This window comes from Rhodococcus sp. NPDC058639, assembly GCF_042717545.1.
Lineage (GTDB): Bacteria > Actinomycetota > Actinomycetes > Mycobacteriales > Mycobacteriaceae > Rhodococcus.
This window is the reverse complement of record NZ_JBHXRF010000002.1, coordinates 14,937-33,168: the sequence shown is the minus strand read 5'-3', so window position 1 is coordinate 33,168 and position 18,232 is coordinate 14,937. Positions and strand designations below refer to the sequence as shown.

Below are 18,232 nucleotides of genomic sequence, written 5' to 3'. Positions count from 1 at the left end.
AGTCCTTCCTATGGTGTACGGGGGTCTCGGGATGGCGTACCCGAGCCCGTCCGAAACCACACTCGCAGTCTTTCCCGCGCCCCGGGCGGAACGAGGTCTCGATACCGCATCGCTCGTCCGAATCGGGACCGGGTCCCACGCTGTGACGACGGATCCTGTCTGCATGACCACTGCCCAGCACGATCCTCGTCCACTGTTCCGCAGCGCTCTCGGGTGGGCGGGTGACTTGTTCGCGGGTGTCCGCCCGGAACAGATGTCCGATCCCACGCCCTGCCCCGAATTCGATGTCCGGACACTCCTCGGACATCTCGCCTCCACTGTCGATCGTGGCCGGGTCATCGGCATGGGCGGCGACGTCCACTCGGTCCCCGAGGCCCTCTCGTCACCCGACGACGCATGGCCCAGCACGCTGGATGCCGTTACCGAGCGGTACTGGGAGGTCTGGGACGACGACAGCCTTCTCGACAGGCCAGTCACGGCACCGTGGGGCACCTTCCCCGGGCGGGCCGCCGTGCTGGTCTCTCTCAACGAGGTACTCGTGCACGGCTGGGATCTGGCCGTCTCCACCGGACAGAATCCGGAGGCCGACCCGGCACTGGCCCTCGCTGCTCACGAGATCATGCAGCATGCGCTGCCTGCCTCACCCCGCGGCGGGGAGGTGCCGTTCGGTCCCGTCGTCGACTCGACTCCGGATGCCGGTCCGACCGAACGACTCGCCAACTGGTGCGGCCGCGTGACCGCCCCGTGGATGCAACCGGGCGGCGCCTGACGGCCACTATCCCGTCGATGCCCGAGGGGCGGCACCCGTTGCGGGTGCCGCCCCTCGGGCGTGTCTATCGGAACGCGATGTCAGGCTTCCGGCTCCCCTTCGGGGGTCTTCGCCATGACGACCGCCGGGGTGTCGGGCACCTCGGCCGGCTTCTCGCTCGGTGTGAACGTGAACTTCGCGTTCTCACCGGCGCCTTCGCCGTCCCAGTTCTCGACGTCGACGAGCACGATATGGCCGGAGCCGATCTCGCCGAACAGGATCTTCTCGGAGAGCTGATCCTCGATCTCACGCTGGATGGTGCGACGGAGCGGACGAGCGCCCAGGACCGGGTCGAATCCGCGCTTCGCGAGCAGCGACTTCGCCTTCTCGGTGAGCTCGATGCCCATGTCCTTGTTCTTCAACGCCCTCTCCACGCGTCCGATCATCAGATCGACCATCTGGATGATCTGATCCTTCGTCAGCTGGTGGAAGACGATGATGTCGTCGATACGGTTGAGGAACTCCGGCCGGAAGTGCTTCTTGAGCTCGTCGTTGACCTTGTTCTTCATCCGCTCGTAGTTGGACCCGCTGTCGCTGCCGTGGGTGAAGCCCAGGCCGACAGCCTTGGAGATGTCCGACGTACCGAGGTTCGACGTGAAGATCAGCACCGTGTTCTTGAAGTCCACCGTGCGTCCCTGACCGTCGGTGAGACGACCGTCTTCGAGGACCTGCAGGAGCGTGTTGTAGATCTCCTGGTGGGCCTTTTCGATCTCGTCGAAGAGCACCACCGAGAACGGCTTGCGGCGCACCTTCTCGGTGAGCTGGCCGCCCTCTTCGTATCCGACGTAGCCGGGAGGTGCACCGAACAGACGCGACGCGGTGAACCGGTCGTGGAACTCACCCATGTCGATCTGGATGAGCGCGTCGTCCTCGCCGAAGAGGAAGTTCGCCAGTGCCTTGGAGAGCTCGGTCTTACCGACACCGGACGGACCGGCGAAGATGAAGGAACCGGACGGACGCTTCGGGTCCTTGAGCCCGGCACGCGTACGCCGGATCGCCTTCGCGACAGCCTTGACCGCGTCCTCCTGGCCGATGATCCGCTTGTGCAGCTCGTCTTCCATGCGGAGCAGACGGGTGGTCTCCTCCTCGGTGAGCTTGAACACGGGGATACCGGTCCAGTTCGCGAGAACCTCTGCGATCTGCTCCTCGTCGACCTCCGCGATCACGTCGAGGTCGCCTGCACGCCACTGCTTCTCACGCTCGGCACGCTGCGCGACGAGCTGCTTCTCCTTGTCGCGCAGGCTTGCAGCCTTCTCGAAGTCCTGCGCGTCGATCGCCGATTCCTTCTCGCGACGGGCGTCGGCGATCCGGTCGTCGAACTCGCGCAGGTCCGGCGGTGCGGTCATCCGGCGGATGCGCATTCGCGCGCCCGCCTCGTCGATGAGGTCGATCGCCTTGTCCGGCAGGAAGCGGTCGTTGATGTACCGGTCGGCCAGCGTCGCGGACGCGACGAGCGCCTTGTCGGTGATCGAGACGCGGTGGTGCGCCTCGTACCGGTCCCGGAGGCCCTTGAGGATCTCGATGGTGTGCTCGACCGTCGGCTCGCCGACCTGGACCGGCTGGAAGCGACGCTCGAGAGCGGCATCCTTCTCGATGTACTTGCGGTACTCGTCGAGGGTGGTCGCACCGATGGTCTGGAGCTCACCACGGGCGAGCTTCGGCTTCAGGATCGACGCGGCGTCGATCGCGCCTTCGGCGGCACCTGCGCCGACGAGCGTGTGCAGCTCGTCGATGAACAGGATGATGTCGCCGCGGCTGTTGATCTCCTTGAGCACCTTCTTCAAGCGCTCTTCGAAGTCACCGCGGTAACGGCTGCCGGCGACGAGCGAACCCAGGTCGAGCGTGTAGAGCTGCTTGTCCTTGAGGGTCTCGGGAACCTCACCGTTCACGATGGCCTGCGCGAGGCCTTCGACGACGGCGGTCTTACCGACACCGGGCTCACCGATCAGCACCGGGTTGTTCTTGGTGCGGCGCGAGAGCACCTGCATGACCCGCTCGATTTCCTTGGCCCGGCCGATGACCGGATCGAGCTTGCCTTCGAGCGCGGCCTGCGTGAGGTTGCGACCGAACTGATCGAGGACGAGGGATGTCGACGGGGTGCCGGACTCGCCGCGGCTCGTGCCGGATTCCGCGGGTTCCTTGCCCTGGTAACCGGAGAGCAGCTGGATGACCTGCTGCCGGACCCGGTTGAGGTCGGCGCCGAGCTTGACGAGGACCTGAGCGGCCACGCCTTCACCCTCGCGAATCAGGCCGAGCAGGATGTGCTCGGTACCGATGTAGTTGTGGCCGAGCTGGAGCGCTTCGCGCAGGCTCAGCTCGAGAACCTTCTTGGCACGGGGAGTGAAAGGAATATGCCCGGACGGTGCCTGCTGACCCTGGCCGATGATCTCTTCGACCTGGCTCCGGACACCTTCGAGGGAGATCCCCAACGACTCGAGAGACTTCGCCGCCACACCCTCACCCTCGTGGATGAGGCCGAGGAGGATGTGCTCCGTGCCGATGTAGTTGTGGTTGAGCATCCTGGCCTCTTCTTGAGCCAGGACAACGACGCGCCGCGCGCGATCGGTGAACCTTTCGAACATCGCACTCCCTCACACTCTCCGGCCGCAGAATCCGATACGCGATCGTCCCGGATCTCTGCTGCCGCTCTTAGCTCCGGCACTCGAGTCGTTCATCGGAACCGGTGAAGGTTCCACGTTCCCACTGCACACTCTAGTTGGCGTGGTATCGACCCGCTCTCCCTCTACCCTTCGGAGGTTGAGGAAAAACCCGGCTATAGGTTGTAACGCTGCACGTGGCGGATACGTTTCCGCAAGCTGTACGCCAGAAGCGAACAGGCCGTCAGCCTGCGAGGACGCGCTGCAGACGCCTTCCGAGGCTGCTCGGGGCACGCTCCGGGTCCGCGAGGCTGCTCTCGGCGAGCACGCTGTCCTCCCCATCCACGGTAGCGGGTTCGAAGGGACGCAGTGAACGCCCGGGCCCGCGGAAGCGCTCGACCGCCGCGAGCAGCGAGCCGCCGTCCGCCGTGGCTTCCTCGATTTTTCCGACGTCTACGCCGAGGTGCTCGGCGAGCAGCGTGTTGCGCAGGTCGACCGCAGCCCTGCCCACCCGGTCCCCGGGTTCTGCCGCTTCGATCGCGAGATCACACTCGGTGTCGAATCCCATGGAACGGTTGTTGAGGTTCGACGAACCGATTCGCAAGACGTTCTCGTCCATCACGACTACCTTTGCGTGGACGTAGATCGGGTTGCCGCCCTCGGTCACCGGGTAGTACACGCCGAAGCGGCCGTGCACGTCGGCGTCCCACAGTAAGTGGAGAAGAGCACGCCGGGCGCCGTCCATCGCCTTCTGTTCGAGCCAGCCGTCGGCGTTGCGCGGAAGTACGAGCACGATTTCGGGGCCGTCCGGCTCCTGCAGGCGCGCCGCGAGCGCCTCCGCGAGGGTGCGCGATGCCAGGTACTGGCTCTCCAGGTACAGGGTGCGGCGCGTCTTCTCGATGATCGCGTGGTACAGCGCTTCGATCTCGTGGACGCCCTCCTGATCGCCGTACCTCGGCAACGTACGCGCGATCGAGACGTCGACGTCGCGCACGGTCGGCTCGAGTCCCTCGGGCCAGATCGGTTCGGTTCCTTCGACGGGTCCGAGTTCTTCGCCGGTAGCGGCCTTCCAGCGCGCTCTGGCCAGTTCGCCCAGCGCTCGCGCGGCCTCGCCGTCTACTGCGGTGGTGACGTCGTGCCACGGGCCGTATCGCTTCCCCGAAGGCTCCCGGCGGTATCGGCTCCGGTCCGCGTGGTCCGAGGTGTCCCACCGGTCGACGGTCATGTCGATTCCACCGCAGAACGCGATTTCGTCGTCGACGACGATGATCTTCTGGTGGTGTGCAGCACCCACCGGGTGCGCGCCGTCGATCTCGAGGTGTAGCCGTGATTCGGTGAACCAGTCGAGTACGAACACGGGCGTCATCCCACGGCCGAGGGCGCTGAAGGCCCCGATATTCCACTTCAGCAGATAGACCTCGAGGTCGGGACGGTGGCGCGGGAGCCACTTCAGAAATGCGCCGAGCCTGTTCGGGCCCTCGAGCGTTTTGCCGTCCGGCTCGAATTGGATCCGGGTGTCGAAATCCCAGCCGATGAGTATAATCCGTTTTTTCGCGCCGAGCATCGCGGATTTAACGTGATGAAAATAGGATGCTGCATCGACGATCGAAGTAAGATTGGTCGCACGTGCGGTACGCCAACACGTTTTTCCCGGCTCGAGCACTCTGTCAACCATCCTGCGAATCCTACCCCGGCACGGGTAGGTCCCCCAGAAATGTGTTGCGCAAAACAGAGGACCGCGCATCGGCGGGTGTATGCCCTGACGTGCACGGGGGCGCCGCCACCAGGTGACGACGCCCCCGCGGGATCACTCCTGCGTCGGAATTCCTAGTGGGCCTGGTTGTAGGCTTCCACGATTTCCGCGGAGATGCGGCCGCGTGCAGAGACCGGCCAATCGTTGTTCCGCGCCCATTCACGAATGGCGGCAGTCTGTTCACGATCCGAGCCGGCCCGTGCGGGCTTGCGCGTGGTGGGAGTGGTCGACGGACCGACCTTGCCGCGCTTGCGGCCCCCTACCTTTCGTGCGTGCTCGATCCAGAATTCCAACTGGTCGCGCAACTTGGCAGCATTCTCTTCGGACAGGTCGATCTCGTAGGTAACTCCATCGAGTCCGAACTCCACCGATTCATCTGCGGCCGTTTCCTGGTCCACATCGTCGATCAGAGTGACGGTGACCTTCTTTGCCATGTGTTGAGAATCCTCTCGAATGAAGAAAGCAGCCCCCCCGGGACAGGACCACGATACCCCTGAATTAACCCATGGCAATACGAAACTCGGTGGGTGGAATTAACGCGTGGTCGGACGAACAATCGGAAACAGGATTGTTTCCCGGATTCCCAGGCCGGTCAGCGCCATCAGCAGGCGGTCGATTCCCATTCCCGTCCCCGTCGTCGGCGGCATTCCCTGTTCCATGGCCGAGAGGAAATCTTCGTCGAGAACCATCGCCTCGTCGTCGCCGGCGGACGCGAGCCGCGCCTGATCGACGAAACGCTCACGCTGGATCACCGGATCCACGAGTTCCGAGTAACCCGTAGCGAGTTCGAAACCGCGAACGTAGAGGTCCCATTTCTCGGTGACACCCTTCACCGAGCGGTGATCCCGCGTGAGGGGCGACGTCTCCACCGGGAAATCACGCACGAAAGTGGGCGTGTACAACTGATCGCCGCACATGTGTTCCCAGAGTTCCTCGACGAGCTTGCCGTGGCCCCAGCCCTTGCCCTCCGGAACCTCGAGACCGACACGTTCCGCAAGCGCCTTCAATTCGTCGACGGTGGTTTCCGGGGTCACCTCGGAGCCGATCGCCTGCGACAGAGACGGGTACATTTCGAGGGTCTTCCATTCACCGCCGAAGTCGTATTCGGTGCCGTCGGCCAGTGTGACCACATGGCTGCCGAACGCCGCCATCGCGACTTCCTGGATGACCTCGCGGATCATCTTCGCCGAATCGTCGTAGGTGCCGTACGCCTCGTAGGTTTCCAGCATCGAGAATTCGGGCGAGTGCGTGGAGTCCGCGCCCTCGTTACGGAAATTCCGGTTGATCTCGAAGACCTTCTCGATGCCTCCGACGACACATCGCTTGAGGAACAACTCGGGAGCGATACGCAGGAACAAGTCCATGTCGAGTGCGTTCGAATGGGTGACGAACGGCCGCGCGGCGGCACCACCGTGCAAAGTCTGGAGCATCGGCGTCTCGACCTCGAGGAAATCCCGGCGTTCGAGCGCATTGCGCAGTTCACGCACCACCGCGACACGCATCCGCGCGTTCCGGCGGGCATCGGGGCGGACGATGAGGTCGACGTAACGCTGACGAACGCGTGTCTCCTCGTTCATCTCCTTGTGCGCGACGGGCAGCGGGCGCAGCGCCTTCGACGCCATGCTCCAGGAGTCGGCCATGACGCTGAGTTCACCGCGGCGCGAGCTGATGACCTCACCGTGGACGAACACGAAGTCGCCGAGGTCGGTCTCTGCCTTCCATGCCGCGAGAGCGTCTTCTCCCACGCCGGCGAGACTGATCATGACCTGCAGCTGGGTGCCGTCCCCCTCCTGCAAGGTGGCGAAGCAGAGCTTGCCGGTGTTGCGGAGGAAGATGATGCGTCCGACCACGCCCACCTGTTCGCCGGTTGTGGCGTCAGGTTCGAGGTCGGGATACGCGGCGCGGATCTGCGCCAGGGTGTGTGTCCGGGGCACGACGACCGGATAGGCGTCCTTACCCTCCGCCAAGAGTCGTTCGCGCTTGTCGCGGCGGACCCGGATCTGCTCGGGGGTATCGTCGGGCTGCTGAACACTGGCATCACTCACGGGTAACCAGACTATCCGAAAGCCCTGGGCTTTTATCCCGCAGCTACCGCACCGCGTGCAGCAGAGTCAGTGTGCGGTGACGCGCGCCACGTCTTCGGCGACATGCCGGGCCTCGGTGACCGCGTCGACGAGATTCGCCGATTTGACGGCCGCGTAACCACCTACGAGTGCGGTCGCACCCCGCAACCCACGGCGGCGCAGCCCGAGGACGACACGGTGGGTTTCCACGCCGTACGCGGATACGAGGATCCACTCCTTGTCGTAGCCGGTGGCCAGCGCGAGGTGATTCGGGTGAGCAGGGTCGAGCCGCTCCGGCACAAGTGCGGCGTCGATCGCCAGCGCACCGGGCAATGTGCCCTGAGCGGCCCGTTCGTCGTGCCCGCGGATGTCCACGACGACGGCGCCGCGCGCGACGGCCGCGGCGAGTTCGGTCGGATAGGTGCGTTCGACCGCCAGCGGAAACAGAGCGGCCGGGGCAGAAGAAACAGAAGCAGAATCGAGCAGCGCAGCGCGCATGAGAGATCTCCCAGGAAAGTGTCGACAGTCGAGGCAGGCGTCAGCCTCGACAACACTCCTGGGCGCTCATGCAACGGATCACGGAAGCATCTTTACACAGAACCGCGTCCGGCGGAACCCGTGGCACGTGTAGCGCGTCTCACCTGATTACGTTCGAAGACCAGGCGCAGCCCTTCGAGGGTGAGGTCGGGTTCGTGGTGCTCGAGCGTCCGCGATTCGGGCATGATCAACGGCGCGCTGTCTCCTGTCCCGATCACCGCGACGTCGTCGGCTCCGAATCCGGGCACCTCCGCGCACACTCGCCGCACGAGACCGTCGACCATGCCGGCAAATCCGAAAACCGCGCCGGACTGCATGCACTCGACGGTGTTCTTCCCGAGAACGCCGCGGGGCCGGACCAACTCGACCTTCCGGAGTGCCGCAGACTGAGATGCGAGGGCGTCCATCGCGATTTCCACGCCGGGCGCGATGGCACCACCGAGGAACTCGCCCTTGGCGGACACGACGTCGACACACGTGGATGTACCGAAGTCCACGATGACACACGGAGAGCCGTAGAAGTGATGGGCCGCAAGGCTGTTGACGATGCGGTCGGCGCCGACCTCTTTGGGGTTGTCGACGAGCAACGGCACTCCGGTCCGGACGCCCGGCTCGACGACCACATGCGGCACCTGGGACCAGTAGCGCCCCAGCATGATCCGCAACTCGCGCAGCACCGATGGCACGGTAGACAACGCGGCGACGCCGGTGATCCGGTCGACGTCGTCACCGAGCAGTCCCCGGAAGAGCAGAGCCAGTTCGTCGGCTGTCATCCTCGGGTCCGTGCGCACGCGCCGGTCGCACAGCAATTTCGAATGCGTCCCGCTGCCCGTGAAGACGCCCAGAACAATGTTGGTGTTCCGGACGTCGACGGCGAGGAGCATGTCTACACCAGGGACGGTGCGTCGAGTGTGGACAGCATCCGGGGGGTGATGAGACCGGATCCCTCGGGCGCGTGCGCCGGATCGTTACCGAGTTCCACCGGACGATTGTCGGCATCGACGAACACGACGCTCGGGTTGTAGTCCTTGCATTCCTGCTCGTTCATCACGCCGTAGGCAATGAGAATGACCAGATCACCGGGACTGACCAAACGCGCTGCGGCGCCGTTGATTCCGATGACACCCGACCCGCGCTCCCCCGCGATCACGTACGTCTCGAGGCGGTTGCCGTTGTCGATGTCGACGATGCACACCTGCTCCCCCTCGAGCAGGTCCGCCGCGTCCATCAGATCCTGATCGACGGTCACCGAACCGACGTAATGCAGGTCCGCATGGGTCACCGTGGCCCGGTGGATCTTCGACTTCATCATGGTGCGGAACATGTTCGTCCTCGGTTTCCTTCTGGTTTCGCGAACTCGGTCAGCGGGTCAACAGGTCATCGGCGACGGTGGGATCTACCTGCCCGACCGCGCGTTCGAGAAACCCGGTACCGACAGCGACACCGACGTTGTCGATCAGCCGGGTGGTACCGAGTCGTGCAGCGACGAGCAACCGGCCGTCGCCTCGTTCGGGGGCGGGTCCGAGATCGGCTCCGCGCACCTCGAGGTAGTCCACCTCGATCTCGGGAGCGGACGCGAGTACGTCACGGGCTGCCGCCAGGATGGTGTCCGGTCCGCCGGCAGCCGCGTGTGCGCCGGCGACGAGCGCAGCCGACAGCGTGGTTGCGATCTCGCGCTGCTGCTCGGAAAGGTAGCGGTTGCGCGAGGACAGGGCGAGCCCGTCGGCCTCACGGACTGTGGGCACACCCACGATACGAACGTCGAAGTTCAGGTCGGTCACCATCTGCCGGATCAACGCGAGTTGCTGGTAGTCCTTCTCCCCGAAATACGCGGAGTTGGGCGCGACGATCTGCAGCAGTTTCGCGACAACGGTGAGCATGCCGGCGAAATGGCCGGGCCGCGAAGCACCTTCGAGCTCCGAACCGAGCGGGCCCGGGTGGATCGTGGTGCGCGGTCCGTTCGGGTACATCGCCGTAGCCGTGGGAGCGAACACGAGTTCCACGCCGGCACCCCGGAGCAGTTCGAGGTCTGCGTCGAGCGTGCGGGGATAGGCGTCGAGATCCTCACCGGGACCGAACTGGAGGGGGTTGACGAAGATCGACACGACGACCACCGCGCCCGTGAGCTTCGCCTGCTTCACCAGTTCCAGGTGCCCGGAGTGCAACGCGCCCATCGTGGGCACGAGTGCGACCGTCCGGCCCACACTGCGCAACGCCTTGGTGACCTTTCTCAGGTCCTCGGGGTTGTGGTGCACGGTGGTTTCTCCACGCACGTAACCGCCCTGTCGCGCTTCACTCACCGTGATCAGCCCTTTCGAGAATTTCCATCAGTTCCGGCTTCGAGCCGGTGCGCTGCGCCGACCGCAGCGACATAGCGCGGTACCCCGCCGCGATCTTCGGGTCGGCATCGTTCAGTACCTGCAGGTGGGTAGCGACCGTCTCCGCGTCGCCGCGGGCCACCGGACCCGTGAGCGCGGACGGTCCTCGCCGCAGCACGTTGTCCAACGCGGCGGTGAGCAGTGGTTGAAGGACTCGTTCGGCGACTCCGCCTGGAGCATCGTCCACGATCTGCTGACCGAGCAACTCGTCACCGGCGAGAGCGACGCGCAACGCTTCGACTGCGTCGGCGACAAGCGTGACCAGGTGGTTGCTGCCGTGGGCAAGGGCTGCGTGATAAAGCGGTCGCATCTGCTCGGAGACCCGGACCGGTTCGCCACCGATCTCGAGGACGAGCGCCTGCGCGATCGCGTAGCCGATCTCGTCGGCTGCGGTGATGCCGAAACAGGTGGACGCGAGGCGGGCGGTGTCTTCGTCGTGCCCGGTGAACGTCATCGCGGGGTGAACCGCGAGCGGCACTGCGCCCTGCTCCGCGAGCGGCGCGAGAATACCGATGCCGTGGGCACCGGATACGTGAAGGACGATCGTGCCCGGCTTGACGACGGAGGTGGCGGCCAGTCCGGCCACCAGCGATTCCAGCTCGGTGTCCGGAACGGCGAGGAGAAGCAGATTGCAGCGGCCGGCGACCTCGTCGACCGGCAGTATCTCGGAGTCGGGGAGGCGAATACTCGCGCGGTGCTTCGAGACGTCGGACACCGCCGAGCAGGCCACGACCACGTGGCCGACGCGCTCGAGCGCCGCGCCCAGTGCGGTGCCCACGCGACCTGCGGAAACGACACCGACAGATAGTCGGGCAGGCGCAGGCGCGTTGGTGATCCCGAAGGAATTCACGGGAGTCCTCTCATTCGTTCCAGTCCCGCTCAGCGGGTACCGGACGTTCGCCCGACAATAGCGCGCTGCGCTCGGCGCCCGCCACGACGGCAAGGAGTGATCTGCGCCTCACTCGGCCGTGACCAGCCGGTACCGTCGCGGGACGTGTCGCGAAGATCAGCGCTCGGACGACAGTGCGGCGAGGATCTCCGCGACGCTCCGGCCCTCGGAATGGGCACCCTCCGCGCGGCGGCGGCCGCGTCGGCCGGTCGGGGGCTCGGCCGGAGCGGTGTGCGCCTCGGCAGGCTGCGGGCGCGCCTCGGCGGGCGGTGTCTCGGCGGGCGGTGTCTCGGCGGGCGGTGTCTCGGCGGGCGGTGTCTCGGCGCGCTCCTCCGGCGAGCCCACCGTGATGGTCTCCGCAGTGAGCGGCTCGTCGTCGGGCGACGCGAACGCCGGTCCGGACGGTCGAGGCGCCGTGACACGTGTCGTGGCGTCGAGTTCGCGCCGGCGGTCCGCATTCCCTCCGAGTGCCACGTTCTCGTCGGGAAGGCGACCGTCGAACAGCACCTCGAGGTTGCGGCGAAGTGCCGCGAGCTCATGACGCAGCGCTGCCATTTCTTCGGCGTCGATGCGCAGGTCCGACCGAACCTTTTCCTCGACCGTCAGTTCGTACTCGCGGCGCGCGGAGATCTCGCGTTCGAGCTGGAGGTCGTACACCGTCTTGAGGTCGTCGACCTTGGCCTTTTCCAGCGCCGACTCGCGGCGGTACTTGGTCATCGCGATCGCGCCGACGGTGGCCGCCCACAGCGCCACGACCACCGCGATACGCAAGACCTGCACGCTGTCGCTGAAGACCAGCAGCAGGGACGCGACCATGGCCAAGGCAAGCAAACCGGCGACGATCATGGAGCCGGTACTGCGCCACGGACGACGATTCCTGTTCTCTCGTCCCGGGGAAACCATACTTACCAGACTACGTGTCTTCCCAGGTCGGAACAGCGATGCCCGCCGGTCGCAGCGAAATCCGTTCGGCGGCACGGATCGTCCCGCCGCAGCGGTCGTCAGGTCGCCGGCTGGCTCGGATCTTCGGGGTCCTCCGGTGCCTTGCAACAGTATTCGAGCCACAGCGCAGCAGCCACAAGAGCCACACCGGCAACTGCCCCGACGACTGCGCCGGACGTGTCCTCCATCGCGGCGCGGACTTCGGCGCGCTCCGGCAGAAGGAAGAGCAGGAACCCGGCCCATACGCCCGTACTGGCCGCGCCGACGAGCGCGGACGCCTTCGCCAGGGCGACGGAACGCGCAACCGTGATCGGGTGGATCCGGCCGGGGCCCTCCCCGATCTCGTGCTTACCGACCCGCGAGCGGATGACGAACGCGAGGACCACCTCGATCACCGCCGCCACGTACAGCGACGCTCCGGCGTAGACCGGGATGGCCGGCAGGGAGCCGTACAGCGTGCGCACGAGCAACCAGGTGATGACCGCCGCCAGCACGGCCAGCGCGAGCAGATCGCGAACCCGGGTCGGTTTCATCGTTCCTGTTCCCCCACGCCGGTGCCGGTCAAGTTCAGATCGGTGCGGTGCACGCCGTCACGCTCCGCCGCCTCGAGTCGGTCGAGCCAGTCGTCGGCACGTCGGGTCTCCCCTTCTGCGGTGAGCACCGCGTCGGGTTCCACATCGAGCCACGGCACGAGCACGAATGCCCGCCGGTGTGCCCGCGGGTGCGGGAGCGTCAACTCGGGATCGTCGCTGAGCACCTCTCCGTCGCCCGCGTCGCACGACACGACGTCGACGTCGAGGCTGCGCGGACCCCACCGCTCGAGGCGTACCCGCTCGGCCGCCGCCTCGCATTCGCGGCCGAACCGCAACCAGTCGTCCGGCCCGAAAGCGGCGTCCTCCGCGACGATCACCGCATTGAGAAAGTCCTGTTGCTCGACCCCGCCCCAGGGCGCCGTCGAATACACCGCGGATACGGCCACGGCACGCCGTCCCAGCGCCTCGACCACCGAGCGCAGGTGCGCCGCGCGGTCGCCGATGTTGGACCCGATCGACAGCACGGCCCGGCTCACGACGCGCTCCGGGTCCGATCGACCACCACGGCGACGTCCGAGAACGTCAGCGGAATCGGCGCCGACGGCTTGTGGAGCGTGACTTCTACGCGCGACACCCGGGGGTCGGCGAGCACGCCGTCGGCGATCTCCCCGGCCACCGTCTCGATGAGGTCGCGTCCCGGGCCGGCGATGACGGCGGCGGCGGCTTCGGCGAGTTCACCGTAGTGCAGCGTGTCGGCGAGATCGTCGCTCGCCGCAGCCGGCGCGAGGTCGAGCCACGCCACGATGTCGACGAGAAAATCCTGTCCGTCACGCTTCTCGTGATCGAACACTCCGTGGTTGCCGCGGACCCGTAGTCCCCGCAGTTCGATCCGGTCGCTCATACATGCATCCTCTCCGCGCCGCCGTGCTGCCATGCCCGAACCACCGCGAGCGCGTCACGCGAGGCCTGCACGTCGTGCACGCGTACTCCCCACGCACCGTGGGTCGCAGCGAGCGCCGACACCACGGCTGTCGCGACTTCACGACCCGCAGGCGGACGCACGGCACCGTCGGGTGACGCGAGTAAGGATCCGAGGAAGCGCTTGCGGGAGGCACCGATCAGCACGGGAAAACCGAGCGCGTTGAGCTCGGGCAGTCCGTGGAGGAGTTGCCAGTTGTGGTCCGGTTGCTTCACGAATCCGAGTCCGGGGTCGAGAACGATCTTCGACGGGTCGACGCCCGCGGCCACGGCGACGTCGACCTGGGTGAGCAGCTCGTCGCGCACCTCGGTCACCACGTCGTCGTAATGCGCGGACCCACCCGCGTGCACGAACTCGCCGGTGGGACGCCAGTGCATGATGATCCACGGCACGCCCGCCGACGCCACCACCGACGCCATGTCGCTGTCGGCGCGCCCGCCGGACACATCATTGACTATCGTCACGCCCGCGGTGATCGCGGCCTCCGCGACCGACGCGCGCATCGTGTCGACACTCGTACGGATGCCTTCCGCCGTGAGAGCCTCGATGACCGGCGTGACTCGATCCGCCTCGACCTGCGGATCGATGCGCATCGCACCGGGACGTGTCGATTCGCCTCCGACGTCGACGATGTCGACACCGAGGTCACGGAGTTCGAGTCCGCGTGCGATGGCCGAGTCACGGTCGAGATAGCGTCCGCCGTCCGAAAACGAATCGCTGGTCACGTTGAGTACGCCCATCACGATCGGCCGCTGTTCGGCCTGGAACACGCTCACCGGCGCAGGATGAGGTCCAGGGCCTCGGCGCGCGACGCCGAACTCGTCTGGAGCAATCCACGTACAGCCGACGTGGTCGTGCTCGCCCCGGGCTTCCGGATGCCGCGCATCGCCATGCAGAGATGTTCGGCCTCCACGACCACGATCACTCCGCGCGGCTCGAGCTTGCGCACCAGTGCGTCGGCGATCTGACTGGTGAGGCGCTCCTGTACCTGCGGGCGCTTCGCGTAGAGGTCGACTACGCGTGCGAGCTTCGACAGACCCGTGACGCGACCGGTCGGGCCGGGAATGTAGCCGACGTGCGCGACACCGTGGAAGGAGACCAGGTGGTGTTCACACGTCGAGTACATCGGGATGTCGCGCACCAGCACGAGTTCCCGGTGTCCTTCGTCGAAGGTGGTGTTGAGAACCTCGTCGGGGTTGGTGAACAGGCCCGCGAACACCTCACGATATGCCCGTGCAACGCGCGCCGGGGTGTCGCGCAGACCTTCTCGTTCAGGATCCTCGCCGACGGCGATGAGCAGTTCCCGCACGGCCGCCTCTGCACGTGGCTGGTCGAAAACCCGCCCCGCCTCCACACTCAGCGTCTGCGACACCACGTCGTCGTCGTCCATACCGGAACCCGCTGCCGTACCCACGTGATCAACCGACACCCGCCAGTCCTCCACTCTTGAAGTTGCTCGTCGTCTCAACGCTGGCCGGACGGCCCTTCCCACGGCTGCGTGGGTGGCGGTTCGGGGGTCGGATGTCCCTCGTCCCGTTGTTCATCGGAGTCGTCGGATCCCGTGCGGGTCCAATCGGGGTAACCGCCCCGGAAGGTTCCGCGCTCGTCTTGCTGTTCCTCCGGCGGCCAGCCCGGTGCCGACCAACCGGCGGGAGCGCCGTAGTCGGGCCGGGTCGCGTGCCGGGGTCCACCCGGGTACGGCGCCGGCGGGAATCCGGGCAGCGGCTCGGACGCCGGGATCGGCTGAGGCTGGCCGTACCCGTTTCCGGGAGCCGACGGCTGGTACTGCGGCTGCGCCGGCTGAGCGCCGGGATACTGCGGCTGGGCGCCTGGGTACTGCGGCTGGGCGCCCGGGTACTGCGGCTGCGCCGGCTGGGGCGCACCCGGGTACTGCGGCTGACGGTCGTCGCCGTGCTGCGGCCTGCCGTTGGGCGCGTGCGGGTCAGGCTGGTTCTGCGGCTGCGGCGGCTTCGTCAGGCTCGGCGGCTCCGCCGGCCACGGCTCGCCACGTTCTTCTGCGAGTTCGCGCGGCGTCTTGATCGGCGGCTTTTCGGACGGGATGCGATCACCGAAATCGTTGAACGCGGTGATCCGCGGGCGCTTCCGGACATCGGCGAGGATCCGCTCGAGATCCTTACGGGTGAGCGTCTCGTGTTCGAGCAGCTCGCCGGCGAGCACGTCGAGAATGTCGCGGTACTCGTTGAGAATCGACCACGCCTCGGTGTGTGCCGCCTCGATCAGGTTGCGCACCTCTTCGTCGATCTCCCGCGCCACCTCGTGCGAGTAGTCGGTCTGCGTCCCCATCGACCGGCCGAGGAACGGGTCGCCCTGCTCCTGCCCGTAGTGGACGGCGCCGAGCTTCGCGCTCATGCCGTACTCGGTGACCATCGCGCGCGCGATCTTCGTCGCCTGGTCGATGTCGGACGAGGCGCCTGTCGTGGGCTCGCGGAAGATGAGTTCTTCGGCTGCGCGGCCACCCATCGCCATGACCAGGCGGGCGATCATCTCGGACCGCGTCATCAGGCCCTTGTCGTCCTCGGGCACGGTCATCGCATGCCCGCCCGTGCGACCACGCGCGAGGATCGTGACCTTGTACACCGGCTCGATGTCGGGCATGGCCCACGCAGCGAGTGTGTGACCACCCTCGTGATAGGCCGTGATCTTCTTCTCGTATTCGCTGATGATGCGGCTCTTGCGGCGCGGCCCACCGATCACGCGGTCGACGGCTTCCTCGAGCGTCGCCTCGGTGATGACCGTGCCGTTCTCGCGAGCGGTCAGCAGCGCCGCCTCGTTGACGACATTCGCCAGGTCGGCACCGGACATGCCCACGGTGCGCTTGGCGAGACCGCCGAGGTCGGCGTTCGGGTCGATGGGCTTGCCCTTGGAATGCACCGCGAGGATTGCGCGACGACCGGCCAGGTCGGGGTTGCCGACCGGAATCTGCCGGTCGAAGCGTCCCGGGCGCAGCAACGCGGGGTCGAGGATGTCGGGCCGGTTGGTGGCCGCCATCACGATGATGCCGGAGCGGTCACCGAACCCGTCCATCTCGACGAGGAGCTGGTTGAGGGTCTGTTCGCGCTCGTCGTGGCCACCGCCGAGACCTGCACCGCGCTGCCGGCCGACGGCGTCGATCTCGTCGACGAAGATGATGCAGGGTGCGTTCTGCTTCGCCTGCTCGAACAGGTCGCGCACGCGAGACGCACCGACGCCGACGAACATCTCGACGAAGTCCGAACCGGAAATCGTGAAGAACGGCACTCCGGCTTCGCCGGCGACAGCGCGCGCCAGCAGGGTCTTACCCGTACCGGGAGGGCCGTACAGCAGAACGCCCTTCGGAATCTTGGCGCCGAGCGCCTGATACCGGCTCGGGTTCTGGAGGAAGTCCTTGATCTCGTAAAGCTCTTCGACCGCTTCGTTCGCGCCTGCGACGTCACTGAACGTGGTCTTCGGCATGTCCTTGGTCAACTGCTTGGCACGAGATTTGCCGAAGCCCATCATCCCGCCGCGGCCACCGCCCTGCATCCGGCTCATGACGAGGAAGAACACCACCAGCAGGATGGCCATCGGTATGACGAACAGCAGGATCGACGTCAGCCAGCTCTCCTGGGTGACCTGCGTGTTGTACTTCGGCACGCCGGAATCACCGACCAGATCGAAGATCTGCTCCGATGCCGACGCGGGGTACTTCGCGATGATCTCGGTGCTGCCCTCGGTCGCATCGTCGCCGTTGTTCAGCCACAACCGGAGCTGCTGCTCACGGTCGTCGATGCGCGCCTCGCTGACGTTCTTCGCCTCGAGCTGCGAGATCGCGACAGACGTGTCCACCTTCGTGAAGCCGCGCGTGTCGTCGCCGAAGTAGCTGAAGGCGTAGATGACCAACAGGATGCCGGCGACAATCGCCAGATTACGGAACACTGTCTTGCGGTTCATACAGGTTCGGCCCGGCCGGCCGGTCCTTTCGATAGTGACGTCATCGGTGTCGTGTCGAGGGCGCTACACCCGGTACGGTCGCGGTTTCGCGAGCAGTGACCAACCAGGCACCGCAAGGTTACCGCGTGACGACGAACCGCCGCCGAGTCGCAGCAGGTCGTTCGAAGTCACAACGAACCGGCGGCGTCCCTTGTTCCCACCCGCGGCGAGCTGCGTGCGGCTCATCTGGGGCGTCTGCACTCCCACCGCGGTGCTAGCTGCTGTAGACCTTCGGGTGGAGAGTGCCGATGTAGGGCAGGTCCCGGTACCGCTCGTTGTAGTCGAGTCCGTACCCGACGACGAACTCGTTGGGGATGTCGAAGCCGACGTCGTTGACCTCGACGTCGATCTTCTGGGCGTCGGGCTTGCGCAACAGGGTGACGACCTCGAGCGACGCCGGGTTGCGCGTCGACAGGTTGCGGATCAGCCACGACAGCGTCAGCCCCGAGTCGATGATGTCCTCGACGATCAGGACGTTGCGGCCGGCGATGTCCTTGTCGAGGTCCTTGAGAATCCGGACCACACCGGAGGACGAGGTCGAGGAACCGTACGAGCTCACCGCCATGAATTCCATCTGGGCCGGGATCGGCAGGGCTCGGGCGAAGTCGGTCATGAAGAAGATCGCGCCTTTGAGTACACCGATGAGCAGGAGGTCACCCTCCGGAGCGCCCTCGGGGTATCGCTCCGCAATCGAGGCCGCCAGTTCGGCCGTCCGCTCTGCGATCTGCTCCTCGGAGATCAGCACCGAGGCAATGTCACCTTCGTACACCGGGTTCTACCCACC

The 18,232-nt window shown here is 66.2% G+C and carries 18 protein-coding genes; 1 reads left to right on the top strand and 17 read right to left on the bottom strand.

Going from position 1 to position 18,232, the window contains the following annotated elements:
- Nucleotides 1-163 precede the first annotated feature (163 nt).
- On the top strand, nucleotides 164-769 hold the full coding sequence (locus ACFWU2_RS03095) for a TIGR03086 family metal-binding protein (RefSeq protein ID WP_378600420.1): 606 nt from the start codon (nucleotides 164-166) through the stop codon (nucleotides 767-769).
- 80 nt (nucleotides 770-849) lie between these two features.
- On the opposite strand, the gene ACFWU2_RS03090 is transcribed toward ACFWU2_RS03095, so the two are convergent.
- The 17 genes from ACFWU2_RS03090 to hpt form a co-directional block, all read right to left on the bottom strand.
- Nucleotides 850-3,390 (bottom strand): ATP-dependent Clp protease ATP-binding subunit, encoded by a 2,541-nt coding sequence (locus tag ACFWU2_RS03090; protein WP_378600415.1) that lies wholly within the window; start codon nucleotides 3,388-3,390, stop codon nucleotides 850-852.
- Between the two features lie 259 nt (nucleotides 3,391-3,649).
- Nucleotides 3,650-5,080, bottom strand: a complete 1,431-nt coding sequence (locus ACFWU2_RS03085) for a phospholipase D-like domain-containing protein (protein ID WP_378600410.1) — start codon at nucleotides 5,078-5,080, stop codon at nucleotides 3,650-3,652.
- Nucleotides 5,081-5,232: 152 nt separating this feature from the next.
- A complete protein-coding gene (locus tag ACFWU2_RS03080; RefSeq protein WP_169622790.1) occupies nucleotides 5,233-5,592 on the bottom strand; it encodes an Lsr2 family protein in 360 nt (119 codons plus the stop codon).
- Between the two features lie 99 nt (nucleotides 5,593-5,691).
- On the bottom strand, nucleotides 5,692-7,203 hold the full coding sequence (lysS, locus tag ACFWU2_RS03075) for a lysine--tRNA ligase (RefSeq protein ID WP_378600405.1): 1,512 nt from the start codon (nucleotides 7,201-7,203) through the stop codon (nucleotides 5,692-5,694).
- A 66-nt stretch (nucleotides 7,204-7,269) separates the two neighbouring features.
- Nucleotides 7,270-7,719: a rhodanese-like domain-containing protein gene (locus tag ACFWU2_RS03070; protein WP_378600400.1), complete on the bottom strand. Its 450-nt coding sequence runs from the start codon at nucleotides 7,717-7,719 to the stop codon at nucleotides 7,270-7,272.
- A 92-nt stretch (nucleotides 7,720-7,811) separates the two neighbouring features.
- Complete coding sequence (locus tag ACFWU2_RS03065) at nucleotides 7,812-8,642, bottom strand: type III pantothenate kinase (RefSeq protein WP_378600395.1); 831 nt, start codon at nucleotides 8,640-8,642, stop codon at nucleotides 7,812-7,814.
- 2 nt (nucleotides 8,643-8,644) lie between these two features.
- Nucleotides 8,645-9,082, bottom strand: coding sequence for an aspartate 1-decarboxylase (gene panD / locus ACFWU2_RS03060; RefSeq protein WP_169622794.1), 438 nt, complete (start codon nucleotides 9,080-9,082; stop codon nucleotides 8,645-8,647).
- 37 nt (nucleotides 9,083-9,119) lie between these two features.
- The gene (panC, locus tag ACFWU2_RS03055; RefSeq protein WP_378600388.1) at nucleotides 9,120-10,058 is read right to left on the bottom strand and encodes a pantoate--beta-alanine ligase; all 939 of its coding nucleotides are present in this window, start codon (nucleotides 10,056-10,058) and stop codon (nucleotides 9,120-9,122) included.
- A complete protein-coding gene (locus ACFWU2_RS03050) occupies nucleotides 10,051-10,986 on the bottom strand; it encodes a Rossmann-like and DUF2520 domain-containing protein (protein WP_378600384.1) in 936 nt (311 codons plus the stop codon). The genes panC and ACFWU2_RS03050 overlap by 8 nt, the downstream gene beginning before the upstream one ends.
- Nucleotides 10,987-11,142: 156 nt before the next feature.
- Complete coding sequence (locus tag ACFWU2_RS03045) at nucleotides 11,143-11,928, bottom strand: DUF6779 domain-containing protein (protein WP_378600379.1); 786 nt, start codon at nucleotides 11,926-11,928, stop codon at nucleotides 11,143-11,145.
- A 98-nt stretch (nucleotides 11,929-12,026) separates the two neighbouring features.
- Complete coding sequence (locus tag ACFWU2_RS03040) at nucleotides 12,027-12,500, bottom strand: DUF3180 domain-containing protein (protein ID WP_378600374.1); 474 nt, start codon at nucleotides 12,498-12,500, stop codon at nucleotides 12,027-12,029.
- Nucleotides 12,497-13,036, bottom strand: coding sequence for a 2-amino-4-hydroxy-6-hydroxymethyldihydropteridine diphosphokinase (folK, locus tag ACFWU2_RS03035; RefSeq protein ID WP_378600370.1), 540 nt, complete (start codon nucleotides 13,034-13,036; stop codon nucleotides 12,497-12,499). The genes ACFWU2_RS03040 and folK overlap by 4 nt, the downstream gene beginning before the upstream one ends.
- Nucleotides 13,033-13,401: a dihydroneopterin aldolase gene (gene folB / locus ACFWU2_RS03030; protein WP_378600365.1), complete on the bottom strand. Its 369-nt coding sequence runs from the start codon at nucleotides 13,399-13,401 to the stop codon at nucleotides 13,033-13,035. Before folB ends, folK begins: the two co-directional genes overlap by 4 nt.
- Nucleotides 13,398-14,219: a dihydropteroate synthase gene (gene folP, locus ACFWU2_RS03025; protein WP_378602271.1), complete on the bottom strand. Its 822-nt coding sequence runs from the start codon at nucleotides 14,217-14,219 to the stop codon at nucleotides 13,398-13,400. Before folP ends, folB begins: the two co-directional genes overlap by 4 nt.
- A 32-nt stretch (nucleotides 14,220-14,251) precedes the next feature.
- Nucleotides 14,252-14,869, bottom strand: coding sequence for a GTP cyclohydrolase I FolE (gene folE / locus ACFWU2_RS03020; RefSeq protein WP_206037364.1), 618 nt, complete (start codon nucleotides 14,867-14,869; stop codon nucleotides 14,252-14,254).
- A 74-nt stretch (nucleotides 14,870-14,943) separates the two neighbouring features.
- Nucleotides 14,944-17,409 (bottom strand): ATP-dependent zinc metalloprotease FtsH, encoded by a 2,466-nt coding sequence (gene ftsH / locus ACFWU2_RS03015; protein WP_378600360.1) that lies wholly within the window; start codon nucleotides 17,407-17,409, stop codon nucleotides 14,944-14,946.
- A gap of 253 nt (nucleotides 17,410-17,662) precedes the next feature.
- Nucleotides 17,663-18,217 carry a hypoxanthine phosphoribosyltransferase gene (gene hpt, locus ACFWU2_RS03010; protein WP_378600355.1) on the bottom strand — a complete coding sequence of 185 codons (555 nt, stop codon included), beginning with the start codon at nucleotides 18,215-18,217 and terminating at the stop codon, nucleotides 17,663-17,665.
- Nucleotides 18,218-18,232 lie beyond the last annotated feature (15 nt).

Excerpts from the sequence above, each read along its gene's own strand:
- ACFWU2_RS03095 (WP_378600420.1), top strand. The coding sequence starts at position 164 with ATGACCACTGCCCAGCACGATCCTCGTCCACTGTTCCGCAGCGCTCTC.
- ACFWU2_RS03090 (WP_378600415.1), bottom strand. The coding sequence starts at position 3,390 with ATGTTCGAAAGGTTCACCGATCGCGCGCGGCGCGTCGTTGTCCTGGCT.
- ACFWU2_RS03085 (WP_378600410.1), bottom strand. The coding sequence starts at position 5,080 with ATGGTTGACAGAGTGCTCGAGCCGGGAAAAACGTGTTGGCGTACCGCA.
- ACFWU2_RS03080 (WP_169622790.1), bottom strand. The coding sequence starts at position 5,592 with ATGGCAAAGAAGGTCACCGTCACTCTGATCGACGATGTGGACCAGGAA.
- ACFWU2_RS03070 (WP_378600400.1), bottom strand. The coding sequence starts at position 7,719 with ATGCGCGCTGCGCTGCTCGATTCTGCTTCTGTTTCTTCTGCCCCGGCC.
- ACFWU2_RS03065 (WP_378600395.1), bottom strand. The coding sequence starts at position 8,642 with ATGCTCCTCGCCGTCGACGTCCGGAACACCAACATTGTTCTGGGCGTC.
- panD (WP_169622794.1), bottom strand. The coding sequence starts at position 9,082 with ATGTTCCGCACCATGATGAAGTCGAAGATCCACCGGGCCACGGTGACC.
- ACFWU2_RS03045 (WP_378600379.1), bottom strand. The coding sequence starts at position 11,928 with ATGGTTTCCCCGGGACGAGAGAACAGGAATCGTCGTCCGTGGCGCAGT.
- ACFWU2_RS03040 (WP_378600374.1), bottom strand. The coding sequence starts at position 12,500 with ATGAAACCGACCCGGGTTCGCGATCTGCTCGCGCTGGCCGTGCTGGCG.
- folB (WP_378600365.1), bottom strand. The coding sequence starts at position 13,401 with ATGAGCGACCGGATCGAACTGCGGGGACTACGGGTCCGCGGCAACCAC.
- folP (WP_378602271.1), bottom strand. The coding sequence starts at position 14,219 with ATGGGCGTACTCAACGTGACCAGCGATTCGTTTTCGGACGGCGGACGC.
- folE (WP_206037364.1), bottom strand. The coding sequence starts at position 14,869 with ATGGACGACGACGACGTGGTGTCGCAGACGCTGAGTGTGGAGGCGGGG.
- ftsH (WP_378600360.1), bottom strand. The coding sequence starts at position 17,409 with ATGAACCGCAAGACAGTGTTCCGTAATCTGGCGATTGTCGCCGGCATC.